The sequence below is a fragment of the Streptomyces sp. NPDC091289 genome, from assembly GCF_044757365.1.
In the GTDB taxonomy this organism is placed as follows: Bacteria; Actinomycetota; Actinomycetes; order Streptomycetales; family Streptomycetaceae; genus Streptomyces.
The window spans coordinates 67,449-84,574 of the sequence record NZ_JBIVUT010000004.1 but is presented as its reverse complement, the minus strand read 5'-3'; the positions used below and the strand labels follow the sequence as shown (position 1 = coordinate 84,574).

Genomic DNA, 17,126 nt, shown 5'->3' with positions numbered 1-17,126 from the left:
GCGTTTGGGGGTGGATCGGAGCCTCCCCAGGCTACCGCCCGGGACCGTGACCCTTCATTTCCCTTACGTCGCGGTACCCGCCCGGCCGCCGGGGCAGGTGGCGGCTCCTCGGTGGCGTCCGCCGAGCAGACCTTCCTAAAGTGGGGCAATGCGCACCGAGGAAGTCCTGGCCGCGATTGCGACGGGCCTGTGGCGCTGGGACAACGCAGCCGGCACGGTCACGCTCGATGCGGAGGCGGCCCGGCTGCTCGGCCTGCCGTCCGAGCCCGGCAGCTACCGGGAAGCCGCGGTGCGCTCCCGCTTCCACCCGGTCGACTGGAACGAGATCTACGGGGTGGTGAACCTCGCGGTCACCGAGGGCACCCTCGCCGAGGCGCGGCTGCGGATCGTGGACGAGCGCGGGCAGGTCCTCCGTACCGTGCGCAGCCGCTCCAAGCCGGTTCTCCGGGCTGATCAGGACGCCGGGGATTACGTCCTCTACGGCACGCTCCAGGAGGTCGCCGAGCCGCAGCCCGGCTCCACCGACGCCGCCCACACGCCGATCACCGGGGACTGGCGCCGGTCCCGGGAGGCGTTCCTGCTGGACGCCGGGCGCGCCCTGGCCGAGGCCCGGTCCACCGCGGAGGTGCTGCGGGTCGCCGGATCGCTGTCCATGCCCGGCTTCTCCCCGGACGGCCTCGCGGTCTTCGGCTCCGCCGGGGAGCGGCTGACGATCATCGGGCACCACGGGCACAACACAGGCGACGAGGAGCCCTTCACCGACATGCCCCTGGAGACCGACTACCCGGCCGCCGAGGTCGTCCGCACCGGCCGCGCGATCTACCTCCCCTCCCCCGATGAGTACCGCCGCCGCTACCCGGCCACCTGGCCGCTCGCCCGGCGCTTCGGACGCCAGTCCTGGGCCTTCCTGCCCCTGGTGTCCTCCGGCCGCACGATGGGCGCCTGGATGGCGGGGTTCCGGCATCCGGTGGCGTTCTCCCCCGACGAACGCGCGGTGCTCTCGACGGTCGCCCGCATGCTCGCCCAGGCCCTGGCCCGCGCCGGGGTGGCCGAGACGGAACGCGAGCTGTCGCTCGGGCTCCAGCGCTCGATGATGCCGACCCTGGGCCCGGACATCCCCGGCATGACGGTGGCCGCACGGTACGTGCCGACCGGCGGCGGGCTCCAGGTGGGCGGCGACTGGTACGACATGATCCCGCTGCCCAACGGCCGCATCGCCCTGGTCATCGGCGACGTCCAGGGCCACGACGTACGGGCCGCCGGGCTGATGGGCCAGCTCCGCATCGCCCTGCGCGCCTACGCCTCCGAGGGGCACCGCCCGGACGCGGTGCTCTCCCGGGCCTCGCGCTTCCTGTCCGGGCTCACCGACGCGTACGAGAGCGTCGAGGGCGACGAGGAACCCGCGGCGCCGCGCTTCGCGACCTGCCTGTACGCGGAGGTGGATCCGGAGACCGGAACCCTGGACATCGCCCGCGCGGGCCACCCCGACCCGGTGGTGATCAGCGCCGACGGGACCGCGGTGATCCGGCAGACGGCCGGCGGGCTGCCGCTCGGGATCGAGACGGACTCCGACTACCCCACCACCCGTGTGGTCCTGGAACCCGGCGAGACGATCATGCTGTGCACGGACGGCCTCATCGAGACCGGCGGGCACGACATGGCCACCGGCTGGTCCCGGCTGCGCCCGGTCCTGGAGGAGCCAGCCGAGGACCTGGAACAGCTGGCCGACGCCCTGGTCCAGGCCGTGCACGGGCCGACCTCGCACTACACGACGGGGCCGCTCGCGGACCGGCGGGAGGACGACATCGCGGTCCTCGTGCTGCGGCGCGAGAGCGTCTCCGCCCGGGAGGTGCCGCCGCGCCGCAGCGTCCTGACCATCGCGCAGGCCGAACCCGAGCGGATCTCGGTCGGCCGGCAGCTCGTGCGCGAGCTGCTGCACGACTGGATCGATCCCGAGCAGGTCGACTCGGCGGTCCTGATGGTCTCCGAGATGGCCACCAACGTGCTCGTCCACACGGACGGGGACGCGCTGATGGTGGCGGAGGTCTCCGGCGAGCAGGGGGAGCGGCGGCTGCGCGTCGAGGTCGCCGACGCCAGTGACGAGCTGCCGCACAAGCGGCGGCCGGGCGAGATGGCGTCCAGCGGGCGGGGGCTGGTGCTGATGGAGATGCTGGCGGACGCGTGGGGGGTGGATCCGCGGGGGGAGGGGAAGTCGATCTGGTTCGAACTGTACGAAGGGGGTGGGCCGGGTTCGTGAGGTCCGGGTGGTGCGGAGCCTACGGACGTGCGGGGCCCACGGACGTGCGGAGCCCACGGGCGTGCGGGGCCACCCCCGTAACGGTTCCGTCCTCAAACGCCGGACGGGCTGGGGTGGCTGCCGGACGGGCTGGGTTCATCGCCGGGGTCGTCGCCCGGTGGACCCGAAGGCGACCCGAAGCCGTTGCGCAGTTCGCCCAGGACGCCGAAGGCCGCCGCGCACAGGGGGACCGCCAGCAGCATGCCGAGCAGGCCCGCCACGCTCGCGCCCGCCGTCAGCGCGATCATGATCATGGCGGGGTGCATCTGGACCGTACGGCTCTGGATCATCGGCTGGAGCACATGGCCCTCCAGCACCTGGACGGCGAGCACCACCCCCAGGGCCCACAGGGCGATCACGAACCCCCGGTCGGCCAGCGCGACCAGCACCGCCACCGCGCCGGAGAGGAACGCCCCGAGGTACGGGATGTACGCGCCGACGAACACCAGCGCACCGAGCCCCACCGCCCCCGGGACATCCAGGATCAGCAGGCCCACCGTGATGCACACGGCGTCGATCAGGGCGATGAACGTGGTGCCGCGCATGAAGCCCTCGACGGCCTCGAACGCCCGGCGCCCCATGGCCTCCACCAGGTCCCCGGTGCCGCGCGGGGCCACCGAGTGGGCCAGGTTCACCGCCCGGTCCGAGTCGCGCAGGAAGAAGAAGGTCAGCAGCAGGGCCAGCACACTGGCCGCCACCAGCGAACCGATCAGGCTGATGCCGCTGAGCAGCCCGCCCGCCGCGCTCGCCCCGAACTTCTCGACCAGGTTCTTCGCGTTGTCGGCCAGGTCGTCGACGTCCGTGGCCCCGGCGATGTCCAGGTGGTCGACGACCCACTGGCCGGCGTCCTTCAGCGAGGCGACGATCTGGGCGCCGGAGTCGACGAGGGCGGTGACCACGATGTATCCGGCGCCGCCGACCACCGCGACGAGGGCCGCGCAGGTGAGGCCGGCGGCCAGCGACCGGTTGAGGCGACGGGCGATGAGCCAGCGGTGCACGGGGCCGAGCAGCGCGGTGCCGAGCAGGGCCAGCAGCACCGGGGTGACCGCGGTCTTGAGGGCGACGACCAGCCAGATCGCGACGGCGGCAACACCCACGACGAGCAGGACGACTCCGCACCAGGCGGCCACGCGGCGGGCGCTCTCGGGAAGGAGGGGCTTGAGTGCGGGCACCCTCCCACCCGATCACGGTGCGCGACCGCTGTCCCGCCCACCGCCCCCGTACGGGTGACGGAGCGTCATCCGGCCCGAGCAGCGCCGGTTGTCACATGCCGTGGACCGCGGGGACCGTGCCCAGGCGGCCGGCCTGGAAGTCCTCGAAGGCCTGCTTCAGCTCGGCCTGACTGTTCATCACGAACGGTCCGTAGTGCGCCATCGGCTCCCGGATCGGGCGGCCGCCGAGGAGGACGACCTCCAGGTCCGGGGTGTTGCCGTCCTGCCGTTCGTCGGCGCGGACGGTCAGCGAACCACCGGTCCCGAACACCGCGGTCTGGCCCATCGTGACGGGGCGGCGCTCCTCGCCGACCGTGCCGCGGCCGGCCAGGACGTACGCGAGGCCGTTGAAGTCCTCGCGCCAGGGCAGGGTCACCTCGGCGCCGGGCCGGATCGTGGCGTGGATCATCGTGATCGGGGTGTGGGTGATGCCGGGGCCCTGGTGGCCGTCGAGCTCTCCGGCGATGACCCGGAGCAGCGCGCCGCCGTCGGGGGAGGCGAGCAGCTGGACCTCGCCGCCGCGGATGTCCTGGTAGCGCGGGGCCATCATCTTGTCGGCCTTGGGCAGGTTCACCCAGAGCTGGAGGCCGTGGAAGAGCCCGCCGGACAGGACGAGCGACTCCGGCGGGGCCTCGATGTGCAGCAGGCCGGAGCCGGCGGTCATCCACTGGGTGTCGCCGTTCTCGATGGTGCCGCCGCCACCGTTGGAGTCCTGGTGGATGAAGGTCCCGTCGATCAGGTACGTGACGGTCTCGAAGCCGCGGTGCGGGTGCCAGGGGGTGCCCTTCGGCTCACCTGCGGCGTACTCCACCTCACCCATCTGGTCCATCATGATGAACGGGTCGAGGTGCCGGTAGTTGATCCCCGCGAACGCGCGGCGGACGGGGAAGCCCTCGCCCTCGAATCCGGTCGGCGCGGTCGTGACGGCGAGCACGGGACGGGCCGCGGCGCCACCCGAAGCGGCGACCTTGGGCAGGGTCAGCGGGTTGTCGACGGTCACTGCGGGCATGGAAGCCACCTCCGGGCGAGTGTTCTGGAATCAATTTAGTTGAATGGTGAACATCCTGCAAGGTGTCGCTCATTCCCGCCCCGGCCCGACGGCGGACCCGACCCGGCCCGACAGCGGACCCGACCCGTTACCGGCGGCGGACCCGAGACGGTCCCGGCAGCGAAAAAGGGTCCGCGCCACTCCCGGCACGGACCCTCGCCCGAACAACGAAACCGCAGGTCGACGACCTGCTAGAGCCTCACTCCTACCCGTACATACGGCGCATCGCGAAGTCGACCATCTGCTCCACGGCCTTGGCGTCGAAGACCATCCGGTGATCGCCCTCCATGTCCAGGACGAAGCCGTAGCCCGTCGGCAGCAGATCGATCACCTCCGCCCCGGTGATCACGAAGTACTTGGACTCCTTGCCCGCGTACCGCCGCAGCTCCTTGAGCGTGGTGAACATCGGGATCACCGGCTGCTGCGTGTTGTGCAGCGCCAGGAACCCGGGGTTGTCACCGCGCGGGCAGTAGACCTTCGACGTCGCGAAGATCTGCTGGAAGTCCTCGGCGGAGAGGGAGCCGGTAGTGAAGGCCCGTACCGCGTCGGCCAGGGAGGGCGGCGACGGTTCCGGATACAGCGGCTGCTCCCCGTAGCCGCCGCCCATCTGACCCGTCTGGCCCATCTGACCCATCTGCTGCTGAGCACCAGGGTTCTGGTCGTAGCCGTACATGCTGCAAAGAGTAATCGGACACATCTACGGCTTGAGGGGTTGCGCCTTATTACTGACGGGTAGCATCATCGGAGAGGTCAGCTGATAGACCCACGCCTGCCTGTCGCCCGACCCGCATCACTCCCCGGGGCGCTGTGCGCCACTGCTATTGATTACGGAGCCTTCCCATGGGGCACTACAAGTCGAATCTCCGCGACATCGAGTTCAACCTCTTCGAGGTCCTCGGGCGCGACAAGGTGTACGGCACCGGTCCGTTCGGTGAGATGGACGTCGACACCGCGAAGAGCATCCTGGACGAGATCGCCCGCCTCGCGGAGAACGAGCTCGCCGACTCCTACGCCGACGCCGACCGCAACCCGCCGGTCTTCGACCCGGAGACGAAGACCGCCCCGGTCCCGGCGAGCTTCAAGAAGTCGTACCAGGCCTACATGGACTCCGAGTACTGGCGCCTGGGCCTTCCCGAGGAGATCGGCGGCACCACCTCGCCCCGCTCCCTGATCTGGGGCTACGCGGAGCTGCTGCTCGGCTCGAACCCGGCCGTGTGGATGTATTCCTCCGGCCCGGCGTTCGCCGGCATCCTCTTCGAGGAGGGCAACGACGAGCAGAAGAAGATCGCGGAGATCGCCGTCGAGAAGCAGTGGGGCTCGACGATGGTGCTGACCGAGCCGGACGCCGGCTCCGACGTCGGCGCCGGCCGGACGAAGGCCGTGCAGCAGGACGACGGCTCCTGGCACATCGAGGGTGTGAAGCGCTTCATCACCTCGGGCGAGCACGACATGTCCGAGAACATCCTCCACTACGTGCTGGCCCGCCCCGAGGGCGCGGGACCCGGCACCAAGGGCCTCTCGCTCTTCATGGTCCCGAAGTTCCACTTCGACTGGACCACGGGTGAGCTGGGCGAGCGCAACGGCGTGTACGCGACGAACGTCGAGCACAAGATGGGCCTCAAGGCCTCCAACACCTGCGAGATGACGTTCGGCGACCAGCACCCCGCCAAGGGCTGGCTGATCGGCGACAAGCACGACGGCATCCGCCAGATGTTCCGCATCATCGAGTTCGCCCGCATGATGGTCGGCACGAAGGCCATCGCCGCCCTCTCCGCCGGCTACCTGAACGCCCTGGAGTACGCCAAGGAGCGCGTCCAGGGTCCGGACCTGGCGAACTTCATGGACAAGACGGCGCCCAAGGTCACCATCACGCACCACCCCGACGTGCGCCGCTCGCTCATGACGCAGAAGGCGTACGCCGAGGGCATGCGCTCCCTCGTGCTGTACACCGCCTCCGTCCAGGACGCGATCCAGGAGCAGGAGGCCGCGGGCGAGGACGCCAAGGCGCTGAACGGCCTCAACGACCTGCTGCTGCCGATCGTGAAGGGCTACGGCTCCGAGAAGTCCTACGAGCAGCTCGCCCAGTCGCTCCAGACCTTCGGCGGCTCCGGCTACCTCCAGGAGTACCCGGTCGAGCAGTACATCCGGGACGCCAAGATCGACACCCTCTACGAGGGCACCACGGCGATCCAGGGCCAGGACTTCTTCTTCCGGAAGATCGTCCGCGACCAGGGCGCCTCGCTCAACACGCTCTCCGAGGAGATCAAGAAGTTCCTCGCGGGCGCCCAGGGCAACGAGGAGCTGGCCCCCGCGCTGGACTCGCTCGCCAAGGCCGCCGTGGACCTGGAGGCGATCGTCGGCACGATGATCACCGACCTCACCGCGACCGGCGAAGACGTCAAGAACATCTACAAGGTCGGGCTCAACACGACCCGCCTGCTGATGGCCTCCGGCGATGTCGTCGTCGGCTATCTGCTGCTCAAGGGTGCGGCCGTGGCGGCCGAGAAGCTGCCGACCGCCGCCGCCAAGGACGTCGCCTTCTACCAGGGCAAGATCGCCGCCGCGAAGTTCTTCGCCGCGAACGTCCTGCCGGGCGTCTCCACCGAGCGCGCGCTCGCCGAGTCGATCGACAACTCGCTGATGGAGCTGGACGAGGCCGTGTTCTAGGGAATCGCTCGCCTGTTTCGTCAACACGCGCCGCCATCCGGAATTCGTTCGGGTGGCGGCGCTGTCGTATCAGCTGGGTACGCTGAGTGCACGGGCCAGGATCCCTTCCATGGGAGGAACCATGACCTCCGAGGCACAGTCCGAAGCGTCGCAGCAGCGGCGCACCAACCCCGGGTGGCCGGTCCCGCCACCGGACGGCTACACCGTGGACGATTTCTTCACGCTTGACGACCTCCCGCTGCACACAGAGCTGATCGACGGGAGCCTGGTTTTCGTGAGTCCGCAGCGGAAGTTCCACACGCTGGCCATGTATCTGCTGGAGCAGGGGCTGCGACAGCACGTCCCGAACGACCTTCGCGTGCGTCGTGAGATGGCGGTCGTGCTCAGCAAGCGCAACGCCCCGGAGCCCGACCTCCTCGTGGTGACCGCCGCGGCCGACGGCGACCAGCGCACCACCCGCTACCAGGCCGCCGACGTCCTCCTCGCCGTAGAAGTCGTCTCCCCCGACTCCGAGGACCGCGACCGGGACACCAAGCCGCACAAGTACGCGGCGGCGGGCATCCAGCACTTCTGGCTCGTCGAGATGACCGGCGAGAGGGACCGCCCCATGGTCATCACCTACGAACTCGACCCGGTCAACAAGACGTACGTCTCCACCGGCGTCCACCACGACCGGCTCAAGCTCTCCGCCCCGTATGACATCGACATCGACCTGACCTCGATCGACGAGCTGTAGGACCACCGATCTCCCCGGTCACCGGATACCGGAACCCGAGTCCTCGTTACAGTGAAGAACATGAGTTCCCCTCTCCGGTTCGACCGCGCGCACACCGATGACCTGATGTCCTTCCTGGCGGCCAGCCCGTCCCCGTACCACGCCGTGGCGAACGCCGCCGCGCTGCTGGCGGAGGCCGGCTTCCGGCAGGTCGAGGAGACCGCCGCCTGGGACGCGTCGGCCGGCGGGAAGTACGTGCTGCGCGGCGGGGCGATCGTCGCCTGGTACGTGCCGGAGGGCGCGCAGGCGCACACCCCGTTCCGGATCGCCGGGGCGCACACCGACTCCCCCAACCTCCGGGTGAAGCCGCTGCCCGACACCGGGGCGCACGGCTGGCGCCAGATCGCCGTCGAGGTCTACGGCGGCACCCTGCTGAACACCTGGCTCGACCGGGACCTGGGCCTGGCCGGGCGGATCTCGCTGCGGGACGGCACCCACCGGCTGGTCAACATCGACCGGGCGCTCCTGCGGGTGCCGCAGCTGGCCGTGCACCTGGACCGGTCCGCCAACACCGAGGGGCTCAAGCTCGACCGGCAGAAGCACATGCAGCCGATCTGGGGGCTCGGCGACGTCGAGGAGGGCGACCTGATCCGGTTCGTCGCCGAGGAGGCGGGCGTCGACGCGGAGGACGTCACCGGCTGGGACCTGATGCCGCACGCCATCGAGCCGCCCTCCTACCTGGGCCGGGACCGGGAGCTGGTGGCCGGGCCCCGGATGGACAACCTCCTCTCGGTGCACGCCGCGACCGCCGCCCTGGCCGCCGTCTCCGCGCAGCCCGACGCCGACATCCCGTACATCCCGGTGCTCGCGGCCTTCGACCACGAGGAGAACGGCTCGCAGTCCGACACCGGGGCCGACGGGCCGCTGCTCGGATCGGTGCTGGAGCGCTCGGTGTTCGCGCGCGGCGGCACGTACGAGGACCGCGCCCGCGCCTTCGCCGGCACGGTCTGTCTCTCCTCCGACACCGGCCACGCCGTGCACCCCAACTACGCGGAGCGGCACGACCCGACGCACCACCCGGTCGCCAACGGCGGGCCGATCCTCAAGGTCAACGTCAACATGCGGTACGCCACCGACGGCAGCGGCCGTGCCGTGTTCGCCGCGGCCTGCGAGAAGGCGGGCGTGCCGTGGCAGAGCTTCGTGTCCAACAACGCGATGCCCTGCGGCACCACGATCGGGCCGATTACCGCGGCCCGGCACGGCATCCAGACCGTGGACATCGGCGTGGCGATCCTCTCGATGCACAGCGCGCGTGAGCTGTGCGGCGCCGACGACCCGTATCTGCTGGCGAACGCGCTCGCCTCGTTCCTGGCCGGCTGACCGGAGGCCGTCCAACCGCCGCCCCGCACATGGTTGTTGCCGGGCCGGGTACGCGAGCCGTACACCGGCCCGGATTCACCGGGCGGTCGAGGAGGCGGAATTCATGGGACTCGGAGGATGCATTCTCCTGATCGGTGGGGGCGCGATCCTGGCGTTCGCCACGGACTGGAAGATGGACACCGTCAATGTCGACCTGGTCGGCTGGATCATGATGCTCGTCGGCCTCATCGGGGTCTTCGTCTACATGAGCATCGCGCGTCGCCGCCGTATGGTCGTGCCGCCCACCACCACCGTCGTCCAGGACGACGAGCAGCGCTACCGCTGACCGTTCGGCTCTGCGCCGGACCTGCTTCAGCTGTACGCCGGACCTGCGCCGGACCTGCTTCGGACCTGCTTCGGACCTGCTTCGGACCTGCGGAATCCCCGATATTCTGGGGCGGTTCCCGCGCCCCCACCCTGGCGCGTCCCGCCCTGAAGGGGAGCCGCTCGTGGAGTTCCGGCTGCTCGGCACGGTCTCCGTCGAAACGTTCACCGGCCCCCTGCCCCTGGGGCCCGCCAAACGGCGCAGTCTGCTCGCCGCTCTGCTGCTGTCCGCCAACACGCCCGTCTCCGTGGGGCGGTTGACGGACTGTCTGTGGGACGACGAGCCGCCCTCACAGGCCCGTGGCGTCATCCAGGGGCACGTATCCCGGCTGCGCGCCCTGCTGGCGGGCGCGGACGCGGAGGCGTACGGGGTGGAGCTGGCCACCCTCGGCGACGCGTACGTGCTGCGGACGCCGGAAACGCTGCTGGACACCCAGCGGTTCGAGGAACTGCTGATGCTGGCACGGGAACAGCGCGGTCCCGCCGACGCCGTGCTGATGCTCAAGGAAGCCCTGTCCCTGTGGCAGGGTCCCGCGCTCAGCGGGGCGTTCGCCGGTCCGCCGCTCCGGGTGGCCGCCCACTCCCTGGAGGAATCGCGGCTGGCGACGGTCGAGCACTTGGCCCGCGCGTACGAGGCGCTCGGCGAACACCACCGGGCCGCCGCCCTGCTGACGGCGGAGACGGCCGCGCATCCGCTGCGCGAGTCGCTGGCCGCGGAACTGATGCTGGCGCTGTTCCGGGCGGGGCGCCAGTCGGAGGCCCTGGACCGTTTCCACCGTACGAGGCGGCTCCTCGCCGACGAGCTGGGCATCGACCCGGGGCACGAGCTCGCCGACGCCTACGCGCTGATCCTGCGCGGCGCCCCGGGAGCCGCGGTGGCTGCGGGGGCCGCTGCCTCTACCCCGCCGGAGGCCCCCGAGGCGCGGGAGGCCGCCGGGGCGCGGGAGGCCGCCGGGGCGCCCGGCGCCGGAGGTCTGTCCCCTGCTGCCGGGGGCCTGTCCCCCGCTGCCGGGGACGGCAGTACGGAGACGGCCTCCCCCGCCCCGCCGCGGCCGCCCTTCCCGGCCGTTCACCCGTCGCCCGCCGACGAACCGCACCTCGTCGACCTGCTGCCCCGCGCGCCCCGCGGATTCCACGGGCGCGCCGCCGAACTGGCCGCGCTCAGCCGGTCGGCGGCGGGCGAGGCTCCCGTCTGCCTGGTCACCGGGCCGGCCGGGGTCGGCAAGACAGCGCTGGCCCTCCAGTGGGCGCACCGCAACCCCGCCCTTTTCCCGGACGGGCGGCTCTTCGCCGATCTGCGCGGGTTCAGCGCCGCTGGGGAACCCGCGCTCATCGACGTCCTGCGGGAGTTCCTGCTCGCGCTCGGCGTCTCCCCGCGCTGCGTTCCGGAGTCCGTACCGGCCGCCGCCGCGCTGTTCCGCTCGCTGACCGCCCGGCGCAGGCTGCTGGTGGTCCTGGACAACGCCCGCGACTCCGCCACCGTCAGGACCCTGCTGCCGGGCGGCGCCGACTGCGTCACGCTGGTCACCAGCCGCCACCGGCTGGAGGGGCTCATCGCCTCGGACGCCGCCCGGCCGGTGCCGCTCGACACCCTGGAGACCGACGACGGCACGGCGCTGCTCGCCGGAGTGCTGGGGGAGGAGCGGGTCCTCGCCGAACCGGTGGCGGCCCGCCGGCTCTCCGAGCTGTGCGGCGGACTGCCCCTCGCCCTGCGCGTGACCGCGGCCCGCCTGGCGGGACGGCCCCGCTGGACGCTCGCCATGCTGGCCGGCGAACTGGCCGACGAGCGCGGCCGGCTGGCGTATCTCGACGTGGACGACACCGGGGTCGCCGCCGCGCTGCGGCTCACCGTCCAGCATCTGCCGCCCGGCGCCGTCCACCAGCTGGCGCGGCTCGGCCACCATCCGGGCGGCCATTACGACCCGTACGCGGCGGCCGCGCTCGCGGGGACGGATCCGGTCACCGCCAGGGCGGCGCTGGAGCAACTGGCCGCCGCCCACCTCGTCAGCGAGACCGCCCCCGGCCGCTGGGTCCTGCACGACCTGGTGCGGCTCTACGCCCGGAGCCTGGACCCGGCCTCCGCGCGCGAGGCCCTGGTCGGCGTGCTCGACCACTGCATCGCCACCGCCCTGGCCGCCGCCGACACGGCGGAGCCCGGCGGCGAACCCTGCTTCGTGCTCCCGGCGGACTACCGCCGGCCCAGTGCCGTACAGGACTTCGCCGACCGTGCGGAGGCGATGCGCTGGCTGGCCACCGAGCGCGAGGACCTGGCGCTGGCCGCCCTCGCGGCCCGGGAGGCGGGGCTGGAGGACCGGGCCTGGCGGATCATCCTGCTCCAGTGGCCGCAGATGGTGTGGCGGTCGCGGGACAGCTGGTCCCCGCTGCTGGAACTGGCCCTGGAGTCGGCGCGCGCCGAGAAGGACGCGTACGCGGAGTCGAGGGTGCTCACGCTGCTGGGCTGGATCCTGACGGAGGAGGGCCGCACCGCCGAGGCCGCCGCTCTGCTGGAGCGCTCGCCCGTGCTCGCCCGGGAGGCCGGCGACCGGCTGGGCGAGGCGACCGCGCTGGTCAACCTGGCGGTCGTCCAGGCCGAACTGGGCGCGCTCCCCACCGCACTGGAGAACTGCGCACGCGCCCTCGCGCTGGCCCGCCGGGAGGGGGACCGGCACACGGAGATGCTCACGCTCCAGCACCTCGCCCGGATGCACCTCACCGCGCACCGCCCCGAGGAAGCCCTCGCCCGTGCCCGGGCCGCACTCGATCTGGGCCCCGAACACGAGGAGGCGGCGCGGCGCTCGCTGCTGCTGGCCGTCTGCGGCGAGGCCCAACTGGCCCTGGGCGAGAAGGAGGACGGCGTACGGCTGCTGGACCGGGCCGCGCGGGAGGCGGAACGGGCCGGCTACGACGAAGGAGCCGTACGGGCTCTGGAGGCGCTGCTCCGGGTGTCCGCACGGCAGGAGTTCCGGCGGCGGCACGACGAGGCGCTGCGACGGCTCACCGAGGCGAGCTGAACGGAGCGCACCTCCGGCACGGTCCCGCCGAACCCGACGTCAGCAGGACGTCAGCGGGACAGCAGCGATACGTGAGCGGCGGCGGGCAGAGTCGTTCCAGTCAGCAGCTCAGCGGCTCAGCGGCTCAGGAACTCGTGAGCTCACGAGCTCAGCGGCTCAGCAGCTCACGAACGAGCGTCTCGACCAGGCGTCCGCCTCACCGTCATCACTGTCACCGTCTCTTCGGGGGAGTCTCCATGCGCACCTTCCGCAACCGCACCACCGTCCTGGCCGCCGCGACCACGGCCGCCCTCGCTCTCGCTCTCACCGCCTGCGGTGACAACGGCTCCGGCACCAAGTCGGCAGGCCCGGCGGCGAGCGACTCCGCGACCGTCGCCGCGACGCCCGCCGATTCCGCCGATTCCCCGAAGGACGCCGACGACGCGGCGGAGACCGGCACCACGGGATCCACCGGCAGCGGCAGCGGCACCGCGCAGGCCGCAGGCGCGGCCAAGAGCTCCGAAGACGCCGGCGGCACGTCCGCCAAGGCCACCACCCCCCTCTGCACGGCGAAGGGTCTGACGATCACCGCCGAACGTCAGGACGGCCCGCCCTACACCCACCTCACGCTGAGCGCGAAGAACACCTCCGGCGCCGGATGCGAGATGAAGGAATACCCGCACATCCACTTCCTGGACAACGCGCGGGGCGTCGTCCCGCCCGTCGCCAAGAGCAGGCCGGCGGCCCCGGTGATCCTGGAGCCCGGTCAGTCCGCCTATGCCGCGGTGCGCATGTCCGAGGGCGGCCGGAAGGAGAACACCGAGACGGTGAAGGAGTTCACGGTCACGCTGAAGGCCAACGGCGGCGGCATGACGGTCGTGAAGTCCCCCGCCGCCGAGGGCCTCTCCGTCAACCCGCAGAAGTGGGCCACGGGTTACTGGACCACCGAGCTCCGCAACGACGCCGACGACTTCTAGTCGGTCCGGCTGCCGGACCGGGCTGCCGGACCGGGCTGCCGGACCGGGCTGCCGGACCGGGCTGCCGGACCGCCTCAGCCCTGCTCGTCCATGCCCGCCAGCACCAGCGGCAGCCGGGGCGCTCCCTCCGCGGTCACGCGGACGGGGACGCCCCAGTCCTGCTGGTGCACATGGCAGGCCGGGTACTCGTTGGCCGGGTCGTCGTCGCAGGAAGCCGCCATCGCGGAGACGTGCAGGACGCCCTCGGTGACCCCGTCCGCGAGAACCAGATCGCGCCCGAGGTCCGTGCCCGCGCCGGAGCCCTCCGCCAGCAGCTCGGGCGGGGTCGCGGAGACCAGCAGCCGGGTCGAGGGCCCGTAGCGGGTGTCCAGCTTCTGTCCGGCGGGCGCCTGGAAGACCACGTCGAGGCGGAGGGTGCCCGGGGCGATCTCGGTGGCGGCCCGCTGGGTGCGGTGCGCCTGGTCCGCGACCCGTACCGCCTCCTCGGGCAGCCGAAGCCGGGTCAGCCGGTGGCGGGCGGACTCGACGACGACCAGGTCACCGTCGACCAGCACCGCGTCGCTGGGCTCGCGGACATCGGTGGCCAGGGTGGTGACCTCGCCGGAGGCGGGGTCGTAGCGGCGCAGCGCGTGGTTGTACGTGTCGCTGACGGCGACGGACCCGTCGGGCAGCGCGGTCACGCCGAGCGGGTGCTGCAGGAGCGCCTGGTCGGCGGCCCCGTCGCGGTGGCCGAAGTCGAAGAGGCCGGTGCCCACGGCGGTGTGCACCTGCTCCTCGCGGTCGACCCAGCGCAGCGCGGAGGTCTCGGAGTCGGCGACCCAGAGACGCTCCCCGTCGGCGGAGACGGCGAGCCCGGACGGCTGGGCGAACCAGGCCTCGGCGGCCGGCCCGTCGACCAGACCTTCGTTGGTCGTCCCGGCGGCGACGCGTACGGTCGCGCTCTCCGGGTCGTACGTCCACAGCTGGTGCACGCCCGCCATGGCGACCCACAGCCGGTCGCCGAACCACGCGATGTCCCACGGCGAGGAGAGGTCCACCTCGCGCGCCGGACCGCTGGTCGGCGTCCCCTGCCACCACTGGCGGCCGGTCCCGGCGAGGGTGCTGGTCACCCCGGTCGTGAGGTCCAGGGCGCGGATCGCGTGGTTGACGGTGTCCGCGACGGCGATGCGGCCGTCCGGGAGCACGGCGAGCCCCTGCGGTTCGCTGAACCGGGCCTCGTCCGGACCGCCGTCGCTCAACCCGCGTTCGCCGGTGCCGAAGTGACGGCGTACGGTCTCGCCGTCGGCGTCCAGCTCGACGAGGCGGTGCCGGGTGGTGTCGGAGACCAGGAAGCCCCCGTCCGGCAGGAGCAGCGCCTTGCCCGGGAAGCGCAGATGCGTGGCGACGGGCTCGGGCGCGACATAGGGGCCGTCACCCCGGCGGAGCGTGCCCTTGGCCCCGTGCTCGGCCTCCAGCTCCTCGACGAGCTTCTCGATGGCGTGCGCGTGGCCCTCGCCCGCGTGCTGGGCGACGACATAGCCCTCGGGGTCGATCACGACGAGCGTCGGCCAGGCACGTACGGCGTACTGCTTCCAGGTGGCCAGCTCGGGGTCGTCGAGGACGGGGTGGTGGACCTCGTAGCGCTCGACGGCGTCGACGACGGCCTGGTGCTCGGCCTCGTGGACGAACTTCGGCGAGTGGACACCGATGATCACCACGGTGTCGCGGTGCTTCTCCTCCAGCTCGCGCAGCTCGTCCAGGACATGCAGACAGTTCACACAGCAGAACGTCCAGAAGTCGAGGATGACGATGCGTCCTCGCAGGTCAGCGAGGGTGTACTGCTGGTCGCCTGTATTGAGCCAGCCGCCCTTGCCGATGAGTTCGGGGGCGCGGACGCGTGCACGTGTTGCCATGCCACAAGTCAACACCTTCCCCACCTGCACGCATTCCGCCGGGGCCCGGGGGAACCTGTGACGCATGAGACTTCTCGTACGTGAGCGGCTGTTCGCCATCGGCGACGACTACTGGATCGAGGACGACGGGGGCCGCAAGGTCTTCCTGGTCGACGGCAAGGCGATGCGGCTGCGCGACACCTTCGAGCTGAAGGACGCCGACGGCCGGGTCCTGGTCGAGCTGCGGCAGAAGCTGATCAGCCTGCGCGACACGATGCTCATCGAGCGGGGCGGCGAGGAGCTGGCCAAGGTCAAGCGCAAGCGGCTGTCGCTGCTCCGCAACCACTACCGGGTCACGCTGGTGGACGGCACGGAGCTGGACGTCAGCGGCAAGATCCTGGACCGCGAGTTCGCCATCGAGTACGACGGCGAGCTGCTGGCCCAGATCTCGCGCCGCTGGCTGACCATCCGGGACACGTACGGCATCGATGTCGTCCGGGACGACGCCGACACCGCGCTGCTCATCGCGGTGGCGATGTGCGTGATCGTGCTGGCGGACAAGGAGAAAGAGGGCTGAGCGCCTTCTCGCGTGCGGGGGTTCGCTGTTTCACCGCACACGCTGTTTCACGTGAAACAACGAACTCCACGGCATCCCTCAGGAGCTGAGGCGCGGCGGTGCGAGCCCCAGTCGGCGGCCCTTCAGCGCCGGGAACTGCTCCCGGGTCGCGCGCACCTTGTCCGCGTCCAGCTCGACGGTCAGGATCTCCTCGTCCGCGCCCGCCTGGGCCAGCACCTCGCCCCAGGGGTCCACGACGATGCTGTGCCCGGCCTGCTGGACACCGGCATGGGTGCCCGCCGTGCCGACGGCGAGGACGTACGCCTGGTTCTCCACGGCGCGGGCCTGCGCCAGGAGCGTCCAGTGGGCGCGCCGACGCTCGGGCCAGCCCGCCGCCACGACCAGCATTTCGGCACCCGCGTCGACGAGCCCCCGGAACTGCTCGGGGAAGCGCAGGTCGTAACAGGTGGCGAGGCCCAGCGTGGTGTCCGGCAGGGCGACGGTCACCAGCTCCTCGCCCGCGCCCATCATCACGGCCTCGCCCTGGTCGAAGCCGAAGCGGTGGATCTTGCGGTAGGCGGCGGCGCGCTCACCCTCGGGCGAGAAGACCAGGCTGGTGTTGTAGAGCGTGCCGTCGTCCGCGCGTTCGACGAAGGATCCGGCGTGCAGCCAGACTCCGGCCTCGGCGGCGGCCTTCGCCATCACCTCGTGCGTGGGGCCCTCCAGCGGCTCGGCCTCCTCCGCGAACGCCGTGTAGGCGAAGGCTCCGACGGGCCAGAGTTCGGGGAGGATCACCAGGTCGGCGCCCCGCTGGGCGACCACCAGAGAAGCCGCTCGCGCCCGGCGGGCATCGACTGATTCGTCCGGGTCTACTGCGATCTGGATGAGGGAGGCGCGCACACTACCACCGTCCTGGCATTCAAGCCGTCAACACGGGCCTACGATCGTCACACGAAAGCACTGCCGGGGTGCCTGCTCGCAGCGTAACTTAGCGGTCGAACCTCCCACGCAGCTCGCCGACAGCGCCGTCAGTGCCAGCCCACCCGCCAGCA

The 17,126-nt window shown here is 71.7% G+C and carries 13 protein-coding genes; 8 read left to right on the top strand and 5 right to left on the bottom strand.

From position 1 onward, the window contains the following. The first annotated feature begins 148 nt into the window (after positions 1 to 148). Positions 149 to 2,257 (top strand): SpoIIE family protein phosphatase, encoded by a 2,109-nt coding sequence (locus tag ACIQPT_RS06225; protein WP_401153185.1) that lies wholly within the window; start codon positions 149 to 151, stop codon positions 2,255 to 2,257. A gap of 92 nt (positions 2,258 to 2,349) precedes the next feature. On the opposite strand, the gene ACIQPT_RS06220 is transcribed toward ACIQPT_RS06225, so the two are convergent. From ACIQPT_RS06220 to ACIQPT_RS06210, 3 genes are all read right to left on the bottom strand, one after another. After that, on the bottom strand, positions 2,350 to 3,468 hold the full coding sequence (locus ACIQPT_RS06220; RefSeq protein ID WP_401153183.1) for an AI-2E family transporter: 1,119 nt from the start codon (positions 3,466 to 3,468) through the stop codon (positions 2,350 to 2,352). 91 nt (positions 3,469 to 3,559) lie between these two features. Continuing rightward, positions 3,560 to 4,516 carry a pirin family protein gene (locus ACIQPT_RS06215; RefSeq protein WP_401153181.1) on the bottom strand — a complete coding sequence of 319 codons (957 nt, stop codon included), beginning with the start codon at positions 4,514 to 4,516 and terminating at the stop codon, positions 3,560 to 3,562. Between the two features lie 244 nt (positions 4,517 to 4,760). Beyond that, positions 4,761 to 5,228, bottom strand: coding sequence for an SseB family protein (locus ACIQPT_RS06210; RefSeq protein WP_401153179.1), 468 nt, complete (start codon positions 5,226 to 5,228; stop codon positions 4,761 to 4,763). 167 nt (positions 5,229 to 5,395) lie between these two features. On the opposite strand from ACIQPT_RS06210, the gene ACIQPT_RS06205 reads away from it, so the two are divergent. From ACIQPT_RS06205 to ACIQPT_RS06180, 6 genes are all read left to right on the top strand, one after another. Then, entirely contained in the window at positions 5,396 to 7,222 is a 1,827-nt protein-coding gene (locus ACIQPT_RS06205; RefSeq protein ID WP_401153178.1) for an acyl-CoA dehydrogenase, read from the top strand. 121 nt (positions 7,223 to 7,343) lie between these two features. After that, entirely contained in the window at positions 7,344 to 7,958 is a 615-nt protein-coding gene (locus tag ACIQPT_RS06200) for a Uma2 family endonuclease (RefSeq protein WP_401153177.1), read from the top strand. A gap of 60 nt (positions 7,959 to 8,018) precedes the next feature. Further along, the gene (locus ACIQPT_RS06195) at positions 8,019 to 9,317 is read left to right on the top strand and encodes a M18 family aminopeptidase (protein ID WP_401153175.1); all 1,299 of its coding nucleotides are present in this window, start codon (positions 8,019 to 8,021) and stop codon (positions 9,315 to 9,317) included. A 103-nt stretch (positions 9,318 to 9,420) separates the two neighbouring features. Continuing rightward, on the top strand, positions 9,421 to 9,642 hold the full coding sequence (locus ACIQPT_RS06190) for a DUF6458 family protein (RefSeq protein ID WP_401153173.1): 222 nt from the start codon (positions 9,421 to 9,423) through the stop codon (positions 9,640 to 9,642). 163 nt (positions 9,643 to 9,805) lie between these two features. Next, positions 9,806 to 12,691, top strand: coding sequence for an AfsR/SARP family transcriptional regulator (locus ACIQPT_RS06185; protein WP_401153172.1), 2,886 nt, complete (start codon positions 9,806 to 9,808; stop codon positions 12,689 to 12,691). A gap of 236 nt (positions 12,692 to 12,927) precedes the next feature. Beyond that, on the top strand, positions 12,928 to 13,647 hold the full coding sequence (locus tag ACIQPT_RS06180) for a DUF4232 domain-containing protein (protein ID WP_401153170.1): 720 nt from the start codon (positions 12,928 to 12,930) through the stop codon (positions 13,645 to 13,647). 74 nt (positions 13,648 to 13,721) lie between these two features. Here ACIQPT_RS06180 and ACIQPT_RS06175 read toward each other — a convergent pair whose 3' ends face one another. Next, positions 13,722 to 15,539: a thioredoxin-like domain-containing protein gene (locus tag ACIQPT_RS06175; protein WP_401153169.1), complete on the bottom strand. Its 1,818-nt coding sequence runs from the start codon at positions 15,537 to 15,539 to the stop codon at positions 13,722 to 13,724. A 64-nt stretch (positions 15,540 to 15,603) separates the two neighbouring features. Between ACIQPT_RS06175 and ACIQPT_RS06170 the strand changes: the two genes are divergently transcribed. Continuing rightward, positions 15,604 to 16,095, top strand: a complete 492-nt coding sequence (locus ACIQPT_RS06170; protein WP_401153167.1) for an LURP-one-related/scramblase family protein — start codon at positions 15,604 to 15,606, stop codon at positions 16,093 to 16,095. Between the two features lie 78 nt (positions 16,096 to 16,173). On the opposite strand, the gene ACIQPT_RS06165 is transcribed toward ACIQPT_RS06170, so the two are convergent. Next, positions 16,174 to 16,974, bottom strand: coding sequence for a carbon-nitrogen family hydrolase (locus tag ACIQPT_RS06165; RefSeq protein ID WP_401153165.1), 801 nt, complete (start codon positions 16,972 to 16,974; stop codon positions 16,174 to 16,176). Positions 16,975 to 17,126: the final 152 nt, after the last annotated feature.